The following is a 24,121-nucleotide window of genomic DNA, read 5'->3' as shown; positions in this document are numbered from 1 at the left end:
CGTCTATGAGCGATAACGCGAACCGCACCCTCTTTATCGATCCGTCGGGTGGCGAATCCACTGACAGCGGCTTGCACCGCTTTGCGGCGTCCGCACTAAGCGGCGCCCCCAGCGCTGCACGCACGGCATGGGCATTGCGGTTCAGTACGGCATCGCTGCGGCGTTTGCTTCGGCATGCGCTTCGACGGCCGGGCCTCGTGCTGGCCGCCCTCTTCGTGGCAGCGCTCGCAATCGCGGCCATTCACCCTGAATGGTTAAGCGCCAACGACCCGCTCGGTGCTGATGCGCAGCTCGCGTTTCTGCCACCAGGCATCGGCCATCTGCTCGGCACGGACGAAAACGGGCGCGACGTGCTGACGCGGCTGATCTACGGCGCACGCCCGTCGTTGATCATGGGCGTCTGCGCGACGGCAATCTCGCTGATTGGGGGTGTCGTTCTCGGCTTGCTCGCAGGCCTCGGCCATCGCGCCATCGACAGCGCTGTCATGCGCTTTATCGACATCTTGCTCGCGTTTCCCGACCTGCTGCTTGCGCTCGTGATCATCGCCTTCTGGGGGCAAGGCGAGTTCAATGCGATCCTCGCTGTGGGTCTTGCAAGCGTACCGCGCCACGCGCGAATGGTGCGTGTGCAGACACGCGTGGTGCGCTCGGCCCAATATGTCGAAGCCGCTCGCACGCTCGGTATCGGCGGTTCGCGACTCGTGCTGCGCCACGTTTTGCCGAACGCGATCAAGCCGATCCTGATCCTGTCGATCATCAGCATCGGCGGTCAGATCACGGCGGGCGCATCGTTGAGCTTTCTCGGGCTCGGCGCGCCCCCACCCTCGCCCGAATGGGGATCGATGCTGTCGACCGGTCGCGAATTCCTGGCCAACGCGTGGTGGCTCACTGCAATGCCGGGCATTGCCATTACCCTGACCGTCCTGTCGATCACGGCACTCGGCCGCGAACTGCTGCGCCGTCGCGAGGGCAAGCGATGAGTGTTCATCAAGCCACGCAGGCCATCGCGTCACCGCTGATCGAGGTCGAGAACCTTCGCGTTCGCTTTGGCGCGCACGCCACGCCCGTCGTCCGCGGTATCTCGTTCGCCGTGCATCCTGGCGAATGCGTCGCCCTCGTGGGCGAGTCGGGCTCCGGCAAAAGCGTGACGTCGCGCACGCTCGCAGGCCTCGCCGGCCCCGATGCACATATCGAGGCGACGCGTTTGCGGTTCGGCGGCGAAGACCTGCTCGACTTCGATGCGCGTGCATGGCGCCAAGTGCGCGGTCAGCGCATCGGCTTTGTCATGCAGGACGCGCTTGGCTCGCTCGATCCGTTGCGTCGCATTGCGCAAGAGATCGAAGAACCGCTGAAGTTGCACACGCCTCTGACGGCTGCGCAACGCAAGGCCAAAGTCATCGCCCTGCTCGACGCCGTCGGTATGCCGGAGGCCGCGATGCGCGCCCAGCAGTATCCGCATCAGCTGTCGGGTGGCTTGCGTCAGCGCGCGCTCATCGCGTGCGCCATTGCGTGCGGCCCGCAGTTGCTAATCGCCGACGAACCGACGACGGCGCTCGATGCCGTCATTCAGGCTAAGATTCTTTCGCTGCTCGAATCGCTTCGTTCAGAACGGAACGGCATGTTGATCGTCACGCACGACTTCGGCGTCGTGTCGCGCCTCGCCGATCGCGTGCTCGTCATGCAACACGGGGAGATTGTCGAACAGGGATCGACCGACGCCATCCTGCGCGACCCGCAGCATGCCTACACGCGTGCGCTGATCGGCGCGGTGAGCGCGGTGCACGAACGACGCCTCCGTCTGCTTCGTGCAACAGCCGACGCGGCCGCGCCTGACGCCAATTCGCCCTTGCCTGCCGAGTCTTCGGACGCCGTATCGTCTTTGATCGACGTTCGCGGCCTCAGCAAGAGTTTCGTCGGCCCTGACACGAAGCGGCGTGCTGCTGTCGCGGATGTGTCGTTCACGCTCGGACCCAGCGAGACACTCGGCATCGTGGGCGCATCGGGCTCGGGAAAGACGACGGCGATGAGGCTCGTGCTCGGTCTGGAGCAGGCCGACCGCGGTTCGATCGTCGTGCGCGGCAAAGATTGGACGACGCTGTCGTCCCACGAGCGCAACAGCGAACGCAAGCACGTGCAGATCGTCTTCCAGGACCCGCTGCGTTCATTCGATCCGCGCTACACGGTCGAGCGTGTGATCGGGGAAGCGCTCGACGCCGCAGGTCATCCGCCTGGCGCTGCGCGCCGCAAGCGCGTGGTCGAACTCCTGCAGCTCGTGAGCCTCGACGCGCACTTCGCGACGCGGCGTCCGATCGAGCTGTCGGGTGGACAACGTCAGCGCGTCGCGATTGCGCGCGCGCTCGCGCCCGAACCCGAAGTGCTGATCTGCGACGAGCCTGTTTCGGCGCTCGACGTTGTCGTGCAGGCACAGATCCTCGATTTGCTCGCGGATCTCAAGCGTCGCCTCGGCCTGTCCTGTCTGTTCATTTCGCATGATCTCGGCGTGATTCGCACCGTCAGCGACCGCGTCGTGGTCATGCGCGACGGCGCCATCGTCGAAACGGGCCCGGTCGATGAAGTTTTCGACAATCCGCAACACGAATACACGCGAGCGTTGCTCAACGCGATTCCCCATATCACGACTTACCGGAGTGCCGCCGATGCCTAAACAACTGCACGTCAACCTGTTCGAAATGAACTGCGTGAGCCATATCGTTCACGGTATGTGGGCGCATCCCGACAATAACCGCCATCGGTTCAACGACCTCGCATTCTGGACCGAACTCGCACAACTGCTTGAATATGGCACGTTTGATGCCGTATTTCTCGCGGATGTGGTCGGCGCCTACGATGCGTTCCGCGGCAGCGCGGAGACGTCGCTGCGCGAGGCCGTTCAGATTCCGAACAACGATCCGCTGCTCCTGATTCCCGCGATGGCGCAGGTCACGCAGCATCTGGGTTTTGGTGCAACGTTCTCGACGACCTATGAACCGCCGTTTGCGTTTGCGCGTCGCATGAGCACACTCGATCACCTGACCAAGGGCCGTGTGGCGTGGAATATCGTGACCTCATATCTGCCCAACGCCGCACGCAATTTCGGCCTGGAAGGCGAGATCGAGCACGACAAGCGCTATGCGATCGCCGATGAGTATCTCGACGTGCTTTACAAGCTCTGGGAAGGATCGTGGGATGACGATGCAGTCATCGTCGATCGCGACAATCGCGTCTACACGGACCCCCGGAAGGTGCGTTACATCAACCACGTCGGGCCGAATTTCAAGGTTGCCGGGCCACACTTGTGTCAGCCGTCATTGCAGCGTACACCGTTGCTATACCAGGCGACCGGATCGGCCGCGGGTTCCGAGTTTGCGGGTCGTCACGCAGAAGTCGTCTTTACCGGGGGCATGAATCCGCAAGCCGTCAAACGCAATATCGCCAACATGCGGGCTCGCGCACAGGCACATGGGCGTTCAGCGTCGAGCATCAAGTTCATTACCAGCGCGGCGGTCATCGTGGCCAAGACCGATGCCGAGGTGTCGGACAAGATCGCGCGATATCGCGAGTTCATCAGCGTCGAAGGCCGGCTCGCCCATTCGCAATCGGGCGTCGATCTCACGCGATATCCGCGTGACGAAACACTCGGCGCGATCATAGAGCGACGCGACCCGGGCTGGGAAACGCTCGGCGGCCGCTACGCCGCGCATCAAACGGTCGGTGAGGTGCTCGACCGGCTCGGGGGCATCTCGCAAGGACGCTTCTATGTCGCGGGCACGCCCAAGGTAGTCGCCGACGAGATCGAGCGCTGGCTCGACGACGACGGCATCGACGGCATCAATCTCGTGCAGTACTTGTCGTTTGAGACGGCGCGGGACTTTATCGAACTCGTGGTGCCCGAACTCAGGCGTCGCGGTCGGTTCCGCGAAAGCTACAACGACGGCGAGACTTTGCGCGAGCGCCTGTTCGGGCCGGGCCATGCGCGATTGCCCGCCGACCACTTCGGCGCACGCTATCGGCACAACCCCGACGCGCTTAGCGAGCCTGCGCGCCCACTTGAATTTGTACCGGCCTGAGGTACGTATGCGGTAAGCATTCATCGTGGACGGGTTGAGGATCGCCTTATCAGCATCCCTAACAAGATCATGATGAATCATTGGTTCTACTCCTGCGTATCCGTTTGCTAACGTTGAGCGACACCCGCATGGCCTGCATTGAATCGCAGCGTACTGCGTCCCCCGCCGAACACTGATGCCGATGCTCATATGAACGCACTCGTCCTATCCGATACCCATGTGCTCGCCGCACAGGCATTGCACCCGCGAGGTCACTGGCTCAAACGCCCAGGCGCGGCTATTTCAATTGCACTGCACGGGATAGCGATCGGTGCGGTGATCCTGTTTGCCGGCCATGCCGATGCACCGCGTCCCGATCGCGCGATCGAACTCGTGCTCGCGCCACCGGAGCCGCCCAAGCCGATCGTGCCGCCTGAACCCCCGAAGGTGTTGCAGCCGGTCCGCACGCCCGAACCCGTCCATCGCGCTGCGCCGACGCCGGTGCGGCAAGCGCCTGCGCCACGTCCTGCCGTTGTGACGCAACCCACGACGCCATCGCCGGTTGCGGCCGCTGAACCCGCGCCGGAGCCGACGCCGCCCGCGCCGCCGGCTCCGCCTGTTGCACCGGCACCTCATGCGGTCGGCATGTCGGGCATTCCGACCGACTACGTCAACGAGGTCTACCAACGGATCAACGGTGCGGCGAGCGGCAACTATCCGCGTGCCGCCCGCGCGATGCACATCGAAGGGCAAGTGCGCTACACGCTGACGTTGAAGCCCGACGGCACGCTCGTGAACTGCCATATCCAGAGCTCTGGGCAGGCCCTGCTTGATGCCGCTGCCGAACAGGCCGTGCGTGCTGCTGCCCCGTTCCCGAAGCTACCCGATTTGGGCGGGACGTCTTACGAACTGACCGGCGTCATCGGCTACCAGCTCGATGGCTGACGTCGACTGGCGATGTCGACGACTGAACCCGACGAACGAACGCGCCGATCGTTATCGACGCCTCAAATCAGATATGTCTTTCCTTATTTCTCGTGGAGTCTTCAACATGAATGCAGCCGAGCTTTCGGCCCAACTGTCGCCGTGGCATCTGTTCTTGCACGCCGACATCATCGTCAAGGCCATTATGGTGTTGCTTGCGCTTGCGTCGATCGCAAGCTGGGGTGTGGTCGCCGAGAAACTCACGCGCTTTCGCAGTCTGCGCAAGCAAGCAGACGTCTGGCTCCGGCAACTCGGCAACGGCCGTTCGTTGTCCGCGCTATCGGCGTCGCTGCACGACCGCGCCACCGATCCATTCGCCCGCATCTACAGCGCGGTGATCGGTGAATGGCGTGAAACGCATCGCCATCATGTCGACGCATCGTCTGCCGGCGCCGATGGGCTCAAGGAACGGATCAATCGCGTGGCGGGTATCGCTACCAACATCGAAATCAGCAAACTCCAGCGCGGCTTGCCCGTGCTTGCGACGGTCGGTTCGGTCGCGCCGTTCGTTGGTTTGTTCGGCACGGTCTGGGGCATCATGAATGCATTCCAGGGCATCGCCGCGTCGAATAACACGAGCTTGTCGGTCGTTGCACCGGGGATTGCCGAAGCATTGTTTGCGACCGCGTTGGGCCTCGTCGCCGCCATTCCCGCCGTGATTGCTTACAACCGCGCATCGGGTGAACTGAACGAGTATGCCAACTCGCTCGGTACGCTGACAGGCATTGTCGAGGTCCACCTATCGCGGCTCATCGATACCGGCGAAGCGCTTGTCGAGGCACCGGAGAGCGGCTCGTCGCAACATGGACGCCCCGTTGCCGTCGCCGCAACCGGTCTTGCGTCGCAAGGAGCCTAGTCATGGCCGTCAAACTCTCGAACCCGCGCGGCAACACCGGGTTTGCCGCACCGGTTAGCGACATCAACGTGACGCCGCTCGTCGACGTGATGCTCGTGTTGCTGATCGTCTTTATGGTGGCTGCGCCGCTGATGGCACAGGGCGTCAAGGTCGATCTGCCCAAGAGCGATGCCAAGCCACTCGTCGAAGACAAGCCGCCGATCGCCGTGAGCCTCGACGCGCATGGCGCGCTGTTCGTCGACAAGACGCCTGTCGCGCCCGCTGCGCTCGTCGCGGCGGTCGAACGCGCGGCGCAAGGCGACAAAGCGCGGCGCGTGAACATCCGCGGCGACAAGTCGCTTGCGTACGGCAAGGTGATCGAAACGATGGGCCGGATCAACGAAGACGGCTTCTCGAAGATCGCGCTGGTTTCGTCGCCGCGCGACGCAGCCGAGTAGGATGTGCCTGAGCGGGAGCGTACGCCTCGGAGGCTAAGCACCATCGCCCCGTTCGGCGAAACGTTCCCATCCGCTCCATCGCCCGAGCTATAGAAACAGCGCATCGCTCAATCCAGGATCTTCAGCCGCATTACGCCCGCTGCCCCACATCGACCTTCGCACGCGTTGATCCAAACGTCGTACGGCTCAACAGCGCCGCGGCCCACGCAGCAATGCCGCCATAGAGCATCACCCATCCAAACCCATGCACGAGCGCGAGATGGACGGTGGCATGCGTGAGTCCGGCAAATGCCGTCTCAGCGGAACCTGAGCCCGTTAGGCTGAACTCGCCCGTGCACACCGCATTCGCAAATGCACGTAGCGCGGATTCGTTCATCGTGTCGGGAAGCGCTTGGCGCAGCACAACGAGGATCCCCTCGACAAGAATCAGCCCCATGATCGCGATATTGATGGCCAGCGATATCAGCCGCGCGCTCATATCGATACCCGAGGCCATCCCGGCCCGATGCGCGCTGACGGCGCCCGTTGTCGTATTCGTCACAGGGGTGTTGGTCAAGCCGAGCCCGATGCCGGCGAACAAACATCCCGGCAACATCGTGAGCCAACTCGCTTGCGCGCCGCGACTACCGAGCCACATCAACATGAAGCCCAACCCGATGGTAAAGAGCCCTGCGGGAATCACCGCGCGCGGATCGTGTCGTGCCATCAGTCTTTCAGCAAACGGCGGCACGACGAGCGTGGGCAACGTATACGCAAGCAGCGAAAGGCCAGCCGTCACGCTCGAATAGCCGAGCACGCCGCGGAAATAAATCGGCAGATAGATCATGAACGGCCAGAAGCTGAAGTTCATACCTGCCGACCCAACGAGTGCGCCAGAGAACGGACGAATACGCAGCACCGAAAAGTCGAACATGGGTCGTGTGGCCACGCGCTCAGCGATCAGAAACGCGATAAAGCAACCGAGCGTCAGCGCGAAAATCCCGACCGTTCGCAAGCTCGCCAAACCCATGTCGGGTCCCTGCGTAATCAGAAACGCGAGTCCGAACACGGACAATGACAGCGTGATCATGCCGGCCAGATCAAGATGCTCGGCATGTGGATCACGCGACTCTTCTACGCCGCTCAGCACGCAAAGCAACGCGACCACCGACACGACAATGTGCACTAGAAACACCCAGTGCCAATTCGCGAGCGCAACGATGGAGCCGCCGATGATCGGCCCAAAACCGAGCCCGCTGCCGAACACGATGCCCCACATCGCAAACGCCCTGCTCCGCTCCCTTCCCTCACGAAACTGATGCGAAAGCACGGCGACCTGGCAGATCAACATCGCACCGCCTCCGACGCCCTGAGCAAAACGGCTCGCAATCAGCATGGGTGCGCTCGATGCCACACCGCATAGCAACGACGTCAATCCGAAGATGACGATGGTGATCAGGTACAGACGCTTGCGGCCAAACCGGTCGGCCAGCGTGCCCGTGGCCATCAGCACGGTCGTACAGGCGATCGTGTAGGCGTTCATGATCCACTGCATGTCCTTGAAGTCGGCATGCAGCACGTCTCGAAGGGTCGGCAGGATCACGGGCACGCTCGAGATCTCGAGGCCGAACATGAGCGAGGTCAGACAGACCGCCGCCAGGGCGATCGCATTGGAAGGTATGCGCAAGTAGGTCATGGGATGTCCAGATAGAAGGGATCGGTGCACCGGTCGACCCGTGGCGATCTCTCGCCACGAAAAACAAGCTGCGCGCTTGAGAAGTACTATATTGGGAAATTGATTCCCGATTGGCGAATCAGAATTCCATGAATGTTTCCATTCAGGACCGAATATGACGGACAAGCTCGATGGCGTGGCGACTTTCGTTCAGGTTGTGGAGGCAGGCAGCTTCACGACCGCCGCAATGCGGATGAATCTCACTCGATCGGCCGTGGGCAAAGTGATTACGCGGCTCGAAGCACGTCTTGGCGTACGTCTGCTTCATCGCACGACGCGAACGCAAACGCTCACCGAAGCCGGCCAGGCCTACTACGATCGATGCGTACGAGCTCTTGCCGAACTCGATGAGGCTGAGGCAGAGCTTGAAACCAAACGCAGCGTGCCGCGTGGTCGTCTTCGCGTGAGTGTGCCGATCGCCTTTGGACATCTGTGCGTGGCGCCGGTACTTTTTGAACTCGCACGTCGGCATGCGCATCTGCAGATCGATCTCTCGTTCACGGACCGCTTCGTCGATCTACTGGAAGAAGGTATCGATCTCGCAGTACGGATTGGCTCGCTGGGAGATAGCTCATCGTTGAGCGCACGCAGGATTGGTGTGCAATATCAGACCATCGGCGCGGCGCCCTCGTACCTTGCACGCCACGGCAAGCCGCGTAACGATGCGCAGATCGATGGGCACGAGGCTATTGTCTATTCGCGAGCCGGCGTGGTCGCACCGTGGCAAGTTCATCACGAAGATGGGCAGAAGCACGAACTGCGTATCGTGCCGCGCCTGAGCCTCGATGACGTTCAGGCAATTGCCGGCGCCGCAGTGGCCGGTTTCGGCCTCGCGCAATTGCCATGCTGGCTGTTGGCGCGGTTCGAACGTACGGGCGAACTGATCGAAGTGCGAGGCCGCGAAGGTTTGCCGACGCAGGATATTCACGCAGTCTGGCCGACTTCGCGCTACCTGCCGCTCAAAACGCGCGTGGCTATCGACGCGCTAGCGGCCGAGATTCCGAACATGATTCCGGAGTGAACCGTTTAGGCGGGGTAGTTGCCGAGCGCTTTTTGCAAGCAGCAACCACGCAGGCAGACTAAATTAACAAATCCGATGACTTCGCTATGCGCATTGTCGATGCGCGGAACAAGAGACGAATGAGTTTATGAACGGTTCGATAGACAACCCGCACAATGTGGCAAATAGCGGGCAACGAGCACGTGCAGTTGCCCTCAAATGGGCTGTTTACGTGTCATTGGGCGTCATCGCCGCAATGACGCTGACGATTCTTATCGGCAAGTAGTCAATCGCTGGACGAGAAGCGGACCGTACTCCTATCGACCCTTCCCGTCCGGCCTCAATCGATATACCGCAACCCAAGCTTGCTCAACGGTTCGCGCATTTGATACATATCGAGGCCGAGCACGCCGGAGGCGAGCTTTTCGCGCTTAGCTGTTTCGTTGGCCTCGCGCGCGGTGGCCTTTTCGAGTGTCGTGACTGCCTGCGATGCGGGCACCACAGCCACACCATCCGCATCGGCCACGACGACGTCACCTGGCGACACAAGCGCACCTGCGCAGATGACCGGGATGTTCACCGACCCGAGCGTTGCCTTGATCGTGCCCTTCGCCGATATCGCCTTGCTCCATACCGGAAAACCCATCTCCTCGAGCACGCTCACGTCGCGCACGCCCGCATCGATGATCAGCGCTCGCGCGCCACGTGCCTTGAAGCTTGTTGCAAGCAGGTCGCCGAAATATCCGTCCGTGCAATCTGCGGTCACGCCCGCAACAACGATGTCGCCCGGCTGAATCTGTTCCGCTGCGACATGCATCATCCAGTTGTCACCCGGATGCAGCAGTACGGTCACGGCAGTGCCCGATGCCTTCGCGCCCTTGTAGATCGGACGCATATATGGCTTGAGCAGCCCCGTGCGTCCCATCGCTTCATGGACGGTTGCACTGCCCAGTTCGCCGAGCGCATCGGCCACGCGCGAATCCGCGCGCACGATGTTGCGATAAACCACGCCGAGTTCGTACATGTTCAACGTCCTTGTGCCTGCAAAGTGGCATCCAGGCGCGGATACACGCGCCGCGCATTGCCTTCATAAATCTTGTACCGCTGGTCAGGATCGATCGACGCGGCTTCGACATAGCGTTTGGTGTCGTCGAAGTAGTGGCCCGTCTTCGGATCGATACCGCGCACCGCGCCAATCATTTCGCTCGCGAACAGAATGTTGTCGACCGGTATCACCTGGGTCAGCAAATCGATGCCGGGCTGGTGATACACGCAGGTGTCGAAGAAGATGTTCTTGAGCAGGTTCTCTTCGATCGACGGCTTTTTCATTTCCTGCGCGAGGCCGCGGAAACGGCCCCAGTGATACGGCACAGCCCCGCCTCCATGCGGAATCACGAAGCGCAGCGTCGGGAAGTCCTTGAACAGGTCCGACGTCAGGCATTGCATAAAGGCCGTCGTATCGGCGTTGAGGTAGTGGGCACCCGTCGTATGGAAGCACGCGTTGCAACTCGTGCTCACGTGAATCATGGCGGGGATGTCGTACTCGACCATCTTTTCGTAGATCGGGTACCAGGAGCGATCCGACAGCGGCGGGCTCGTCCAATGGCCACCGGACGGATCCGGGTTCAGGTTGATCGCGACGTTGCCGTATTGCTCGACGCATTTGACGAGTTCGGGAATGCACGTTGCCACGTCGACACCCGGGCTTTGTGGCAGCATCGCGGCGGGCACAAAGTGCTCGGGAAACAGCTGAGACACGCGATAGCACAGCTCGTTGCAAATCGCGGCCCAGGTGCTCGACGTCTCGAAGTCGCCGATGTGATGCGCCATAAAACTCGCACGCGGACTGAACACGGTCAGATCGAGGCCACGCTCCTTCATCAGACGGAGCTGGTTCGTCTCGATCGATTCGCGCAGCTCGTCGTCACTGATGTTCAGTTCCGACACTTTCGGTGCTTCGGCCGGATTGCCCAGGGAGGCAATCTGACGATTACGCCAGGCTTCAAGCGATTTGGGCGCCGTCGTGTAGTGGCCGTGGATATCGATGATCAAAGTACTGACTCCGTCAATTGCTATGCGCCGGATTGCGGCGCGTGTTCGTGCTGGATGAGGGGGCCGCGGAGCCCGCAGCGTCTGCCGTGTCCGTCGCATCCGAAAGCTGGGTGAGATCGCGCCCGCGCGTCTCGGGCAGCATCAAGGCCGCGATAACCACCAGCAGGTACGAGGCGCAAGCACAGAGGCCCATCGCAGCGCCGAGGCCGGTTTTCGCGCTGAACACGCCGACCATCGTCGGCATGATCGCGCCGATTGCGCGGCCGGCATTGCCGCAGAGACCCTGTGCCGACGCGCGGATCCGGGTCGGAAACAGTTCGGCGATATACGCGCCCGTCCCTGCCGCGGTGCCCGATTGAAGCGTGCCGAGCACAAACCCAAGGACCAGCGTTATCGGCAGCGTGATCGGTGCGAGCGTATAGACGGCCACGGCAATCGCCTGCAAGCACGCGATGGTGATGAAGGTGCGGCGCCGTCCGAAACGGTCGGCCATCCAGCCATTCAGAAATGCGCCGGCAAACGAACCGAGGATATTGATCGCGAGATAGCCGCCGATATTGGTGATCGAGAGCTTGAGTTCAAGCTTCAGATACGCAGGCAGCCACGTGATCATCACGTAGTTGCCGCCGTAGATGCCGAACGTCAGCAACATCGCCTTGAAAGTGGTCAGCCGCGTTGCGGGGCCGAACACGGCCCAGATGCTCGGCTTGTCGGCTTCACGCTCGCGGCGGCTTTGCTCGAACACCGGAGCTTCTTCGATATAACGACGAATCCACAACACCAGCAGCGTCGGCAACAGGCCGATGGCAAACAGTACGCGCCATGCGAGCGCGGGTTCGAGCGTGTTGAAAAGCAGCGTCGACAACAGCACGGCAATGCCGTAACCCACGGCCCAACCGGCCTGAAGCGAACCGACTGCACGACCGCGCACTTGCGGTCGGATTGTCTCGCTGATCAGCACCGCGCCGACGGCCCATTCGCCGCCAAACCCCAGCCCTTGCAGGCCGCGTGTGATCATCAACTGCCAGAACGAATTCGTGAATGCCGACAGCAGCGTGAATGCAGAAAACCACAGGATCGTGATCTGCAGCACGCGCACGCGACCATATCGGTCAGCGAGAATGCCCGCGATCCAGCCGCCGATCGACGCCATGATCAAAACGGTGGTGCCCAGTATGCCTGCTTGCCCGCGCGTCATGCCCCACAGGGCAATCAGCGTGGGTATCGCGAGCGCGTACATCTGCGTATCCATTGCGTCGAGCCCCCATCCGCTGAAGCACGCCCAATAGGTGCGCTTTTCGGACTTCGTCAGCTCCGTGTACCACTTCAACATCGTGTCTCCCCCGGCTAAAAAACTTTGAAATCGCTTTGTCGGATGCGGTGTGTGATTGGTTGATTTCTGGCTTGCGCCTCACGCGTCGCCAGTCGTGGATGCGGCGAACCACACCGCTACCTCATTCAGTGGAAACGCCCTGCCCCATCGCAGCGGCTGCAAGCAACGGCGCACCGTTGCCGCCAAGCGTTGTCGTCAATTGCGCCGCAACTTGCAGGAGTCGCGGCCGATAACGATGCATCTGCTCGACGCCCATACGGGTCGCAGGTGCGACGATGCCGAGCGAGCCGACGAGTTCCTGGCCGATCTTGAAGACGGGCGCGGATATCCCGGTCGTTTCAGCATCACGCTCGCCGACGGACAGGTACACATACGTGCGACGGATCTCGTCGTACGGCGCACCCTCTTCGCCCGAAAACGCGAGCAATACCCGTCCGCCCGCGCCGAGCCCGAGCGGTTGCACGTCGCCGGGATGCACCTCGGCGCGAATCGAATGGTGTGAAGCGACGCGGTACAGGCAGACGCGATGATCGCCTTCGCGCACGTGAAACGAGGCGGCCTCGCCGCACTCCGTGCTCAGCTGCTTCATGGCAGGCACGAGGATGTCGCGCAGGTCGAGGCCGGCTTCGTAGATGCCGCACAAATGGATGGCTGCTGAGCCGATCCAGTACCGACCGTCGTTCAGCCGGATCAGGAGGTTGTGATGGCAAAGCGCCTGCGCGAGGCGAGAGAGCGTGCTCTTGTAGAGACCAGTGCGCTCCGACAACTGCGCAAGCGTGAGCGGCTCGTCGGTGCGACGAAACGCAAAAAGGATCGACGCTGCGCGGTCCAGCACATCGATACCACTGGCCGTGACGCCCAGCGGCGTACGCACGGTTTGACTGTCTCGGGCCATTTCTTCCGTCCTTCGTTCTATCTGCTAGAACACATATCTATCCAATGGAACGATAATACGGGCCGAGGTCACGCACGTCAAACGTCGATCGGTTCAGGGCGTTCCCATCGGGAAATGCTCCGCCTCGTACCGCTCGACAAGTAATGACAGCACGTCTAGTTCATTCCCATCTGGACTTGCCGGCGCGGGATCGAGATCTACAAGCGCCGACACTCGTGCAAGCGCTGCTTCATAGTCAGCGTTGGTTTGCAGTGGACGGATATCCATATCACTTTCCCATTTCAAGCGACGCCGCGTCGATTCAGTCATATTTGACCCCGAGTGAGGCTGCCTAATCTAGTGCGCACGCGTGCGCTGCGCGAGTCGGCGTACGCCGATTTCGACATAGGAAAAATCCGCTCATCGGCTGGGCCGTCACGGGATCCCGCTTCGTGCGCGTCTCGATATGTGACTCACTGCTTCACGGACTCACCCCTTCCCGATCAGATCGATGGCTTCCTTCGATCCGGCGATTTTGCGGAGGGCGAACTTCTGGATCTTGCCGGTGGCCGTTTTCGGCACTTCGCCGAAGCGTACGGCCTTCGGAATCTTGAAGCCGGCGAGGTGTTGACGGCAATGCGCGATGATCTCCTCAGGCGTACACGCTTTGCCTTCCTTGAGTTCGACGAACGCGCACGGAACTTCGCCCCACTTCTCGTCGGGCATCGCGACGACGGCGACGACCGAAACGGCGGGATGCCGGTAGATGACATCTTCGACTTCGATGCTCGAAATGTTCTCGCCGCCCGAAATGATGATGTCCTTGCTTCGATCCTTGATCCGAACGTAACCGTCGTCCGTGATGACGGCGAGATCGCCCGTATGGAACCAGCCGTCGCGAAACGCAGCATCGGTTGCGGCGGAGTTCTTCAGATAGCCCTTCATGCAGATGTTGCCGCGGAAAACGACTTCGCCGATCGTCTCGCCATCGCGCGGCACGGCGACGGAGGTGTCGGGGTCGACGACGTCGACTGCGGCTTGAAGGTGGTAGCGAACGCCTTGTCTTGCATTGAGCGTGGCGCGCGCATCGTCATCAAGCGCGTCCCACGATGCTTGTCGGGCGCAGACGGATGCCGGTCCATAGACTTCAGTCAAACCATAGACGTGCGTGATGTCGAAGCCGATCGCTTGCATACGGCACAGCACAGCGGGCGATGGGGCCGCGCCCGCGACCATCGAGCGCACGGTGTGCGTGATCCCTGCTCTCCACTCGTCGGGTGCATTGGCGAGTGCGCTTTGCACGATCGGCGCGCCGCAATAGTGCGTGACGCCCTCGGTGCGTATCAGATCGAAGACGGTTTTCGCATCGAACTTGCGCAGACACACATTGACAGCCGCGCGCGCCGCGACGGTCCATGGGAAGCACCATCCATTGCAGTGGAACAGCGGCAACGTCCACAGGTAGACCGCGTGCTTGGGCATATCCCATTCCAGCACGTTGCTGATCGCGTTGAGATATGCACCGCGGTGGTGATAGACGACGCCCTTCGGGTCCCCCGTCGTGCCGGATGTGTAGTTCAGCGCAATCGCATCCCATTCGTCCGCGGGCAATGCGTACGCATAGTCTGGGTCGCCTTCCGACAGAAATGTCTCGTAGTCCGTCGCGGATGCAAAGGCGTTCGTGTCGACCTCACCAACATCGTGCACGCTGACCACGTGCACGTCGGGTAACTCGACCGCCACACGAGCCGCGAGTGCCACGAATTCCGTATCGACGATCAACACACGCGCTTCGCCGTGGCGAAGCATGAACAACAACGATTCGACATCGAGCCGCGTATTCAGTGCGTTCAGTACGGCACCACTCATCGGCACACCAAAATGCGCTTCGACCATCTGCGGAATGTTTGGCAGCAAGACAGCGACCGTGTCGCCTCGGCGCACGCCCGCGCGTTCGAGTGCGCTCGCCAGACGCCGCGTACGGTCGAACGTTTCGCGCCACGTGCGACGAGTCTCTCCGTACGCAATGGCGGGCCGGTCGCCGTAGACTTCTGCGGCGCGCGCGATAAAGTCGATCGGCGACAGCGGGACATAGTTGGCCGTGCGCCGTTCCAGACCGTGATCGAACTGGTTGCTCATCGTTGTCTCCGTTCACCGCCTCAAGCGGGGCAGCGAGTTTTTATTTTGATTGGCCGGCTAGCCGCGGCCCGCAATGGCACATATTTCGATGCCATCAGGCGAAACCATTCGTTTTCGGACTATAACGACGCACGCGCAAACGTTCCAGTTCGGGAAATGCCGGTGCCTTCCGTCCGGTTCACTCACGGGGTGAAATCGGACGCGTCCGGTTTACATCGACCACGCAACACCTACACTGGGTAAGTGCCGCTGCCTGAACGGACAGCACGCATCGCTTGACTGCATCGGCTTCTGGTTCGGTTTCTGGCTTCGATTTCTGGTCCCTTTTCTTTGGGTTGGCTTCCGCAGGAGGTACGCATGGAGCCCACGATCAACGAACGGCTGCTTGAAAAGCGATTCGAGGCACTCGAAGCCGCGCATACCTGGCATCCTCGCGTGATTTCGCGCATCGAATCGCATATCCGTACAAGCGAAGACAAGGGACTATTCCGAATGAATCCAATCCGCTACGCGGAAGATCGCGGGATGTCCGAAGGCGAATCGATCGATCTCTTTCTGCATGGCACGGCGCTCGGATTGTTTCAAATGGACTGGCTCCTGCTATGTCCGATGTGCGCATGCGTCGTGGAAAGCCTCGCGAGCCTCAAAAGTGTCGGCAATCGATTTCATTGCGGGATGTGCCATTCCGATTATGAAGCCCGACTCGATGACTATATCGCCGTGACATTTACGATCGCGCCCGATATTCGCAAGATCATGTATCACACGCCTGCTGAAATGCCGGCAGAAAGGTATTGCTTTGAATACAAAATGACGTCCGACGGGCATGTCGAGAATGGCCCGCCTCTGGTCGAACTCATGAAGTCCGTCTCGCACGGTGTCACCTATATCGAAGCAGGAAAAACACATCGATTCGACGTGGATTCGCCGAGCGGCACCTATTTCGGGTGGGATATCGACACCGGCGCTTATTTTGACTTTCATATCGCCGGTGCTGCGGAGCCGGAACCGAGGGTCATTGCGGTGCGGCATACGGAAGGCAGTTGCGAGCCTCACGAACTCACCCTCGCACCCGGCAAGATCACGTTCGAAGTGACCAATACCAGCGATCGACGGTGCGTGTTCGCGCTATGCACGATTCCCGAGAATGTCTCCAAGGCCATGCTGACGTACGCACCGTTTCTGAACGGCGGCCGATTACTGACGACGCAAACGTTCAGAGACCTGTTCCGTTCGGAGCTTGTGAAGTCATCCGAAGGGATTGGCGTGCGTGATGTCACGTTGCTTTTCACCGATCTCAAGGGATCAACCGCGCTTTACGATCGAATCGGCGACCTCAACGCGTTTTCACTCGTTCAGCAACATTTCGAGCGCCTGCTTGATGTGACCGTCACGCATTCGGGTGCCGTGATCAAGACACTCGGCGACGCAGTCATGGCCACATTCCGTACGCCTGTCGACGCGGTGCGCGCGGCCATCGAAATGCGCGAAGAAATCGAGCGGTTCAATCACTTGCGTCCGGGAGAGGACCTGATTCTCAAAATAGGTGTCCATCACGGGCCTGCCATTGCCGTGACACTCAACGAGCGGCTCGATTATTTCGGGCAAACGGTCAATATCGCCGCTCGCGTGCAAGGCGTCGCGCGTGCGAACGAAATATGCTTTACCCGCGACGTACACAGCGCTCCAGGTGTCGCGGAGGTCCTGGCGCCGTATTCCGTCGAACAGGACTACGCGCGACTGCGCGGCGTCGACGAGGAAGTGCTCGTTTTCCGGGTCAGCCAGGCTCAAATGGCCGCCTCTCCCGCATGACAAATCTGTCATAGACGCGTCAGTGTCGCGTTCGGGGCTGGATCGCATCATTCACTCACAGTCTGCGAAGACTGAAGTGACCACCAGACGCTCTGATGGTCGCCTCATCCAACCGATTCGGAGTGAATGCCATGTCTCAAGGCGAGGTCGTGTTCTTCGCATTGCAACTGTGCGCGTTCTGCCGGATCTGGTGCGTGCATACGTTGAATACGTCGCAGCGAGGCGCGCTGCGTGCAGTAGCAGGCCGGGTTCATGCATGGCCGCTCGGCGCGCGCTGACAAGTTGTCGCGATGACTCGTCTCCGTACTTGCCCAGTGCCCTCACGCCCCACACGCCTGATGTGCGAAAGGTAGACGCACGCCTTATCCGATAGAGTTCGCGCTCTATTGATCGAAACGTAATCGTTTCCGTGACAAACCGTCACATTACTCAGCTTAAAGATCAGTCAGCGCGTCGCCGTTCTGACGCGCGAGTTTCTGGGCGTTCATGACGCACAGCAGGTCGGCGGCGATATGCGCGGCCGCGAGGCCGGTCAGCTCCGCGTGGTCGTACGCCGGTGCGACCTCGACAACGTCGGCTCCGATCAGATTGACCGGCGTCATCGCGCGAATGATCGCCAGCGCCTGCGCGGAATTCAATCCTCCCGGTACCGGGGTTCCGGTGCCGGGTGCAAATGCCGGATCCAGGCAGTCGATATCGAAGGTCAGGTACGTCGGCGCATCGCCGACCGTGTCGAGAATCGCCTCGATCGTTTTCGCAATGCCGTTCTCATGCACCCAGGGTGCGCTAAGCACGTTGAGTCCCATCGTGTCGTCGTTCCACGTCCGGATACCAACCTGCACTGAACGCTTCGGATCGATCAGGCCTTCGTGCACGGCCTTGAAGAACATCGTCCCGTGGTTCAGCGAATCGGGCTGATCGTCGGGCCAGGTGTCCGTATGGGCGTCGAAATGAATCAGGCTCAGCGGCTTGCCGTATCGCTCGGCGTGCGCGCGAAGCAACGGATAGGTGATGTAGTGATCGCCGCCGAACGTCAGCATCCGGGCGCCCGATGCGAGGATGGTGCGCGCGTGCTGAACGATCGCGTCGCGAATGGTCAGCGGGTTGTGAGCGTCGAACGTGCAATCGCCATAGTCGATCACGTTGAGCGTCTCGAACGGATCGACACCCCACGGAAACGGCTTGAGTTCGGCAAGCTGTGCAGAAGCCGCGCGCACGGCGGACGGCCCGAAACGGCTTCCCGAGCGGAATGTCGTGGCCAGATCGAACGGCACGCCTGAAACCACGACGTCGACACCGCCAAGCTCACGCGTGTGAGGGCGGCGCATAAACGACAGAATGCCCGAGTAGGTCGCGGGCGGCGCGGATGCCGGTGCGGGGTGGCCGTTCGTTGTCATTGAGATCCTCTGCAAGGCGATACGTAGGATGTTTTGTTCAGCACTGAGTCCACGTCCTGGCTCAGCCCTTCCCGGTTTTGTGTCTGTCGACGTGTAAATCGCTCGGAGTCAGCCGGCACGCATCGATCAGGCGCCCAACCGCACCGCACGCCCCATCGACAAAAAATATTGATGGATTCTGTCTTTGATTGCGCACCGGCGTGACTGCCGCGCTCGCGAATGCACTAATATGGTGGCCAATAGTCGCGAATTTCCGGCGATCAATAAAGCGAAAGTTCCTTGTAGAACTATCGATTTTCCTCATACCTCGGAGAGCCCCGTGCAATGAGACGCCTGCCCCCGCTCCAAACCCTGCTCGCCTTCGAGTCGGCCGCGCGGCTGACCAGCTTTTCGCGCGCGGCGCAGGAGCTGTCGCTGACGCAATCCGCGATCAGCCATCAGATCCAGCAGCTCGAGGCATGGGCGGGGCAAATGCTGTTTCGGCGCGTGGGGCGCGGTGTCGCGCTGACGGCGGCGGGTCAGCTGTTCGCGCGAACGGTTGAGGAAACGATCCGGCTTCTGACGGACGGGCGCAACCGGATCGAGCCGTACTGCAATCCGGACTCGGTGATCCTGTATTGCCCGCCCGCGTTTGCGTCGGGCATCGTGATACCCGCGCTCGATGCTTTACGCGCAGACCATCCGTCGCTCGAGCTCTGGCTCGTGACGACCGAGCAAGCGGGCGAAATCGATCATATCGACGTCGATCTGATCGTGACGAACCGGCTGATCAGTGCGCCGGACATCGTCGGCGAAGTGCTGCTGGAAGACCAGGCGATTGCGATTTGCGGCCGGGCGACAGCCGATCGAATAGGCGATGTGCCGTTCCCTGACGTGCTTTCTCGCGCGCCGCTCGTCATGTATGAGCGGGATCCCGACTGGGCGCCGTGGCTCGCCGACTTGCGGCGCGAAGGGCTTGAGACACGGCGCGCCATCACCATCGACGATCCGAGGCTCCTGGTCGATACGGTGCAGCGCGAGATCGGTATCGCGATGTTGCCCCGGCTATGGGCCAAGGCCGCGCTCGCGGAAGGTCGCGTCGCGGCGCTTGCGCAAGTGCCTGCGGTGCCCTTGCCTTCCTTGTGGCTGATGAAATCGACCCAGCCACCGCGGGCCCCTGCCGTCGTGACCATCTACGAATGGCTGCGCACGCTGTGCGCCTCGGCTTAGTACAAGCCCGATTTGGATGGGGCAACGCGGGCGGGCGCGATGAGTGAAGCGCAGCGCTGTGCAGGCGCAGTGGTGCGGTACGACTTCGTGCGCGCCCGCCGAGTACGAACCGCTGCGTACGAGTCCTCGTAGTGCGGCTAAGTTCAGCCCGCGGGATAGAGGGGTGACGGATAAAGGCGTTCGAGATCAAACGTCAGCAACTCGCCGATACGCTCGATCGTCACGTCGGCCGGAGCGTACGAATCGACTTGCTTGCGATCGAGCGCGTAGTGTCCCTGCCGCGGAAAGACGGTTGTGAGCTCGGCACCCCACGCCTCTTTCATCGCAGCAAGAATGCGAATCTTGTCGTCGATCATCACGTAGTGATCCGCCGGAAAATGTTGCCTGACGGCATCGAGCATTTTTTCCTTGTGCACGTAAATCAGCACGCGGCCGTCGACAGCGTCCCAAAGCCCTGAGCGTTGAATCTTGCGCGGCTGAAACACCACGTCGCCGTCCGACAGAATCACCGTCGGCCCGAGTTTTCCAAGGCGTTCGAGCACCGCCATCACGTCCGGAAACAGACGGTCCTTGAACGGATAGTCGACCAGGAACGACGACATCGTGAGCAGCTTCGGATTGTCGCGGTCCTCGCTGCGCAAACGCTGCAGCGTACCCAGGTAGTCTGTGTACCCGAGCTCGTTACGCAGTTCCTCGAACAACTCGAAGTACCGGCGCTCGCACGACTCGCCGAGCGTGGTACGCAGGTGCTCACGCAAGTCATGCGTGACGCGGTCATTGTCGAGCAACGTGTTGTCGACGTCGATCAGAAACACGACTGTAGAGCGATCCGTCATTCATGCATCTCCGTCAGAGGGTATGCCGACGAGAACGGATCCGCTCATACGAGCGCTCAAGACACGCTGAAGATCCGCTAAAGATCGAGCACGAGCTCGCTCGTTTTTGAACGCGAGCAGCACGGCAGAAACTGATCGTTGGCGGCGCGTTCCTCGTCGGTCAGGTACATATCGCGATGGTCGGGCTCGCCGGCCAGCACGCGGGTCAGGCACGTGCCGCAGACGCCCTGTTCGCACGAGGTCGGCACGATGACACCGGCCGCCTCCAGCGACTCGATGACTGACTGATGCTCACCCACCTCGACGATCTGCCCTGTGCTCGCGAGTTTGACACGAAACGCCCCACCCTCGCTGACCGGCGGCGTCGCGGCTGCAAAGTACTCCTTGTGCAGATGCGTTTCGGGCCAGCCCAGGCCCCGCGCAATCGAAAGCACCGCTTCGATAAACCCCGCCGGACCGCAGACATAGAGATGGCGGCCGCTTTCAGGCACGCCGACGATGGCACTCAGATTGGCACGTGCGTCGATCGGAGCCGAGTCGTAATAGAGATGCGCGTTCGCACCGAGCGCAGACGTCTCGATCTCCTCGCGAAACGCGGCGCGTGCCGGTTCTCGCACGCAGTAGTGCAATTCGAACGATGCGGATTGCGCGGAAAGCGCCCTGGCCATCGCCAGCAGCGGCGTGATGCCAATGCCGCCAGCGAGCAGCAGTGTGCGCTGCGCACTGTCGACGAGAGCGAAATGATTACGCGGCTCGCTGATCAGCAACTCGTCGCCTTCGGCAAGCGCATGCATCGCGACGGACCCTCCACGCGACTGCACTTCCCTGAGCACGCCGATCCGATAACGGTGTGTTTCGGACGGATCGTTACACAACGAATACTGTCGGATCAGTCCGTTGGCGAGATGCACGTCGATATGCGCACCGGCTGTGAATCCGGGTAAGGCGTGCCCGTCCAGCGACGCGAGTTCAAATGCACAAACATCGGTTGCCGCTTCTGTCTTGCGGGCGACCCTGACCTTGATCAACACTGACTCCTGATATTCGAATGCCATCGGCGCGCAACGCTGCCGCGCCGTCCCTGCCGTTTCAATGCGATCCTTGTGTAACAGGATGAATCACAGTTGCGGGACGTGTTGCCGCTGTGCCCGCTGCCGTACCCGACGCGGCCGCGCGCGCAGCCACAAGCGCTGCGCGCTCCTGCACTTCGCGTTCGAGCAGGCGATCGAGAATCTTGCGAGACTGCACGCCACCGGCGTCGATATTGAGCTTGAGCAAGCGGCGCTCGGGCTGCGCGAGCAGATTGCGCTGCTGTGCCTCGAGCATCTCGAGATCCTCGGAAAAGATCTTGCCCTGTCCGGCCTGGATCGTTGCGGTCAGCGCCGCGTCGTGCGGTTTGAAATTGCGTGCCATGCCCCAGAAGTACCAGATCGATGTCTCGGTCTCGGGTGTGATGAAATCGACGACGATGCTGCTCGCCTTGTACTGCGCATCGGCATCGTATCCGCCGTGTCCGGCGTGAGCGACACCGACCTCGATCAGCACATGGCTCGGTGGCGTAAAGCGGCAGATCTGCCAGCGATCGCATGGCACATCGTCGGCAAGTCCATTGCCACGCAACGCGGCTTGCCAGAACGGGGGCGCCTTGATGTTCTCCATAAAGCGGCTGGTCACGACCTCGTCGCCTTCGACACGGGTCGCAGGCGCGGCCTCTTCGATCTCCGGCTGCCCGATGCTCGACGCATGCACGTAGGTCTCATGTGTCAGGTCCATGAGGTTGTCGATCATCAGGCGATAGTCGCACTGGATGTGGTACAGCCCGCCGCCATAGGCCCATTGAGGATCTTCGGCCCATGGGAGGTGATGCAACTTCGCCGGGTCGGCGAGTTCCGCATCGCCCGCCCAGACCCAGATAAACCCATAGCGCTCGATGACCGGAAAGCGCCGAATCGCAGGAATCCCCGCGACGCGCTGACCCGGCATGCTGACGCACTTGCCTTCGGGGCCCATCGTGAGTCCGTGATAGCCGCACACGAGATGACCGTCCCGCATAAAACCCAGCGACAGCGGCGCGCCGCGATGCGGACAGAAATCCTCGACCGCGGTGACCTGATCGTCCGGCCCGCGGAAGAAGACCATCGCCTCGCCGCAGATCCGGCGGCCTAGCGGTTTGCCGACAATCTCGTCGGGGGTGCATGCGACGTACCACGTGTTCTTCAAATACATGCGTCTGTCTCCACCAAACAACTCGATTCACGCCATGCGAGGCGATACGCGCTCGCTGCAGCATCGGTCGTGCCGATACGGTTGCCCGCGCTTGCGCGCGACATGCTTCACGCAACCCGGCAGCGTCCTTGCCTTACGTTTGCTCAGACCCGATCGCGACGGATCAGATTGCCGCCGAGCAGTCGTGCCAGTGCCTTTTGATTCTGGAGCGCAAGCCGAAGATTGCGATGCGCGATGCGCGCGTGCTCGCGCATCAGCGCCTCGGCGCGTGCACCCTCGCGATTCTCGATGGCCTCGACAACCGCACGGTGCTGCGCCTGTGCGATCAGCAGCATCTCGCGCGCGCCGTCCTCGATCGATTGCACCATCACAAACGCACTCGCCGATGCGAACGGCAGGTTCATCACCCGCTCGATCTGTTGCTCCGCCACGCGGCTATGCGCGGCCGTTGACATCAAGCGGTGAAAGCGCGCGTTCATGTCGACGTAGACCGAAAATTTCTCCTGCGTCAGTTCGCCCTCGAGCGCGACGTCGATTTTGTCGACGCACTCGTGCAGCGCTTCGAGCGTCTCGGGCGACACCCCGCGCTCCGCCGCGAGCCGGGCGGCGAATCCTTCGAGCGTGCCGCGCAGCTCAATCGAATCACCGATTTCCGTTTCGCTGAACGAACGAACCGCGAAACCACCCGAGGGGATCGGCTCGAGCAGACCTTCTTCCTGTAGCCGGATCAGCGCGGAACGCACGGGCGTGCGCGACATGCCGAGCCGGTCCACCACCCACAATTCCGAAATCCGGCTGCCCGGTGCCAGCTCGCCACCGAGAATCAGTTCGCGAATGCCGAGCAGCGCGCGTACGGTTTGCGAGGCCGCGCCCCCGCGTTGGTCAGATCCGTTTGATTCGTTGACGTCCATGTTTCACGCATCCAGGCGAATGAGTTGATATAAATGTATACAATTCGAATCCGAATTGCATGTGGGAATAGCGATTTTGCGGGTAAACACGATGTCAGACATCAACCGACCGCGTTCTTTTCGTCGGTGAAATGGCATTTGAGTACGCGCGTGCGATGGGATTGAGCGCGTATTGGCCGTCTTTACGGTCTAAATTTGTTTAATAGGCTCAAACGAGCAAACAATCAGGATTGGCGATGACTGTATACATGATGAGCTTCGCCTGAGGTTGCAACGTCCTCGTGCAACCAGTCTG

At 61.2% G+C, this 24,121-nt stretch carries 23 protein-coding genes; 11 read left to right on the top strand and 12 right to left on the bottom strand.

Annotated features, from left to right (window positions below; genetic code table 11):
• Positions 1-5: 5 nt before the first annotated feature.
• From ACMFWR_RS10610 to ACMFWR_RS10585, 6 genes are all read left to right on the top strand, one after another.
• Entirely contained in the window at positions 6-980 is a 975-nt protein-coding gene (locus ACMFWR_RS10610) for an ABC transporter permease (protein ID WP_413191639.1), read from the top strand.
• Positions 977-2,665, top strand: coding sequence for a dipeptide ABC transporter ATP-binding protein (locus tag ACMFWR_RS10605; RefSeq protein ID WP_413191638.1), 1,689 nt, complete (start codon positions 977-979; stop codon positions 2,663-2,665). Before ACMFWR_RS10610 ends, ACMFWR_RS10605 begins: the two co-directional genes overlap by 4 nt.
• Positions 2,658-4,067 carry an LLM class flavin-dependent oxidoreductase gene (locus ACMFWR_RS10600; protein WP_413191637.1) on the top strand — a complete coding sequence of 470 codons (1,410 nt, stop codon included), beginning with the start codon at positions 2,658-2,660 and terminating at the stop codon, positions 4,065-4,067. The genes ACMFWR_RS10605 and ACMFWR_RS10600 overlap by 8 nt, the downstream gene beginning before the upstream one ends.
• 189 nt (positions 4,068-4,256) lie before the next feature.
• A complete protein-coding gene (locus ACMFWR_RS10595) occupies positions 4,257-4,991 on the top strand; it encodes a TonB family protein (RefSeq protein ID WP_413191636.1) in 735 nt (244 codons plus the stop codon).
• A gap of 106 nt (positions 4,992-5,097) precedes the next feature.
• Entirely contained in the window at positions 5,098-5,886 is a 789-nt protein-coding gene (gene tolQ, locus ACMFWR_RS10590) for a protein TolQ (protein ID WP_413191635.1), read from the top strand.
• A gap of 2 nt (positions 5,887-5,888) precedes the next feature.
• Positions 5,889-6,323 (top strand): ExbD/TolR family protein, encoded by a 435-nt coding sequence (locus ACMFWR_RS10585; protein WP_413191634.1) that lies wholly within the window; start codon positions 5,889-5,891, stop codon positions 6,321-6,323.
• Between the two features lie 130 nt (positions 6,324-6,453).
• Here ACMFWR_RS10585 and ACMFWR_RS10580 read toward each other — a convergent pair whose 3' ends face one another.
• Positions 6,454-7,998, bottom strand: coding sequence for an MFS transporter (locus ACMFWR_RS10580; RefSeq protein WP_413191633.1), 1,545 nt, complete (start codon positions 7,996-7,998; stop codon positions 6,454-6,456).
• Between the two features lie 154 nt (positions 7,999-8,152).
• Between ACMFWR_RS10580 and ACMFWR_RS10575 the strand changes: the two genes are divergently transcribed.
• The gene (locus ACMFWR_RS10575) at positions 8,153-9,058 is read left to right on the top strand and encodes a LysR family transcriptional regulator (protein WP_413191632.1); all 906 of its coding nucleotides are present in this window, start codon (positions 8,153-8,155) and stop codon (positions 9,056-9,058) included.
• Between the two features lie 127 nt (positions 9,059-9,185).
• Entirely contained in the window at positions 9,186-9,323 is a 138-nt protein-coding gene (locus tag ACMFWR_RS10570; RefSeq protein WP_413191631.1) for a hypothetical protein, read from the top strand.
• 54 nt (positions 9,324-9,377) lie between these two features.
• On the opposite strand, the gene ligK is transcribed toward ACMFWR_RS10570, so the two are convergent.
• The 6 genes from ligK to ACMFWR_RS10540 form a co-directional block, all read right to left on the bottom strand.
• A complete protein-coding gene (ligK, locus tag ACMFWR_RS10565) occupies positions 9,378-10,061 on the bottom strand; it encodes a 4-carboxy-4-hydroxy-2-oxoadipate aldolase/oxaloacetate decarboxylase (RefSeq protein WP_413191630.1) in 684 nt (227 codons plus the stop codon).
• Positions 10,062-10,063: 2 nt separating this feature from the next.
• The gene (locus ACMFWR_RS10560; RefSeq protein WP_413191629.1) at positions 10,064-11,089 is read right to left on the bottom strand and encodes an amidohydrolase family protein; all 1,026 of its coding nucleotides are present in this window, start codon (positions 11,087-11,089) and stop codon (positions 10,064-10,066) included.
• Between the two features lie 13 nt (positions 11,090-11,102).
• Positions 11,103-12,422, bottom strand: coding sequence for an MFS transporter (locus ACMFWR_RS10555; protein WP_413191628.1), 1,320 nt, complete (start codon positions 12,420-12,422; stop codon positions 11,103-11,105).
• Between the two features lie 121 nt (positions 12,423-12,543).
• The gene (locus ACMFWR_RS10550; RefSeq protein ID WP_413191627.1) at positions 12,544-13,317 is read right to left on the bottom strand and encodes an IclR family transcriptional regulator; all 774 of its coding nucleotides are present in this window, start codon (positions 13,315-13,317) and stop codon (positions 12,544-12,546) included.
• 93 nt (positions 13,318-13,410) lie between these two features.
• Positions 13,411-13,626 carry a hypothetical protein gene (locus ACMFWR_RS10545; RefSeq protein WP_413191626.1) on the bottom strand — a complete coding sequence of 72 codons (216 nt, stop codon included), beginning with the start codon at positions 13,624-13,626 and terminating at the stop codon, positions 13,411-13,413.
• A 159-nt stretch (positions 13,627-13,785) separates the two neighbouring features.
• Positions 13,786-15,435 carry an acyl-CoA synthetase gene (locus tag ACMFWR_RS10540; RefSeq protein WP_413191625.1) on the bottom strand — a complete coding sequence of 550 codons (1,650 nt, stop codon included), beginning with the start codon at positions 15,433-15,435 and terminating at the stop codon, positions 13,786-13,788.
• A gap of 357 nt (positions 15,436-15,792) precedes the next feature.
• Here ACMFWR_RS10540 and ACMFWR_RS10535 point away from each other — a divergent pair, with 357 nt between their 5' ends.
• Both ACMFWR_RS10535 and ACMFWR_RS10530 read left to right on the top strand, forming a co-directional pair.
• Entirely contained in the window at positions 15,793-17,247 is a 1,455-nt protein-coding gene (locus ACMFWR_RS10535) for a DUF5939 domain-containing protein (RefSeq protein WP_413191624.1), read from the top strand.
• A gap of 131 nt (positions 17,248-17,378) precedes the next feature.
• A complete protein-coding gene (locus ACMFWR_RS10530; protein WP_413191623.1) occupies positions 17,379-17,525 on the top strand; it encodes a hypothetical protein in 147 nt (48 codons plus the stop codon).
• A gap of 156 nt (positions 17,526-17,681) precedes the next feature.
• Here ACMFWR_RS10530 and speB read toward each other — a convergent pair whose 3' ends face one another.
• Positions 17,682-18,644: an agmatinase gene (gene speB, locus ACMFWR_RS10525; protein WP_413191622.1), complete on the bottom strand. Its 963-nt coding sequence runs from the start codon at positions 18,642-18,644 to the stop codon at positions 17,682-17,684.
• Between the two features lie 324 nt (positions 18,645-18,968).
• Here speB and ACMFWR_RS10520 point away from each other — a divergent pair, with 324 nt between their 5' ends.
• Positions 18,969-19,853: a LysR substrate-binding domain-containing protein gene (locus tag ACMFWR_RS10520; protein ID WP_413191621.1), complete on the top strand. Its 885-nt coding sequence runs from the start codon at positions 18,969-18,971 to the stop codon at positions 19,851-19,853.
• A gap of 143 nt (positions 19,854-19,996) precedes the next feature.
• Here the strand turns inward: ACMFWR_RS10520 and ACMFWR_RS10515 are convergent, their stop codons facing one another.
• The 4 genes from ACMFWR_RS10515 to ACMFWR_RS10500 form a co-directional block, all read right to left on the bottom strand.
• Positions 19,997-20,689, bottom strand: a complete 693-nt coding sequence (locus ACMFWR_RS10515) for an HAD family hydrolase (RefSeq protein WP_413191620.1) — start codon at positions 20,687-20,689, stop codon at positions 19,997-19,999.
• 77 nt (positions 20,690-20,766) lie between these two features.
• Complete coding sequence (locus ACMFWR_RS10510) at positions 20,767-21,744, bottom strand: PDR/VanB family oxidoreductase (protein WP_413191619.1); 978 nt, start codon at positions 21,742-21,744, stop codon at positions 20,767-20,769.
• Positions 21,745-21,778: 34 nt separating this feature from the next.
• The gene (locus ACMFWR_RS10505) at positions 21,779-22,915 is read right to left on the bottom strand and encodes a Rieske 2Fe-2S domain-containing protein (RefSeq protein WP_413191618.1); all 1,137 of its coding nucleotides are present in this window, start codon (positions 22,913-22,915) and stop codon (positions 21,779-21,781) included.
• A 143-nt stretch (positions 22,916-23,058) separates the two neighbouring features.
• Positions 23,059-23,826, bottom strand: a complete 768-nt coding sequence (locus tag ACMFWR_RS10500; protein ID WP_413191617.1) for a GntR family transcriptional regulator — start codon at positions 23,824-23,826, stop codon at positions 23,059-23,061.
• Between the last annotated feature and the right edge of the window lie 295 nt (positions 23,827-24,121).

Origin of the sequence: Pararobbsia alpina, assembly GCF_965118125.1 — a bacterium.
Taxonomy (GTDB): Bacteria; Pseudomonadota; Gammaproteobacteria; order Burkholderiales; family Burkholderiaceae; genus Pararobbsia; species Pararobbsia alpina_A.
Note: the sequence above shows the minus strand (reverse complement) of the source record. Positions and strands in the feature narration are given on the sequence as shown.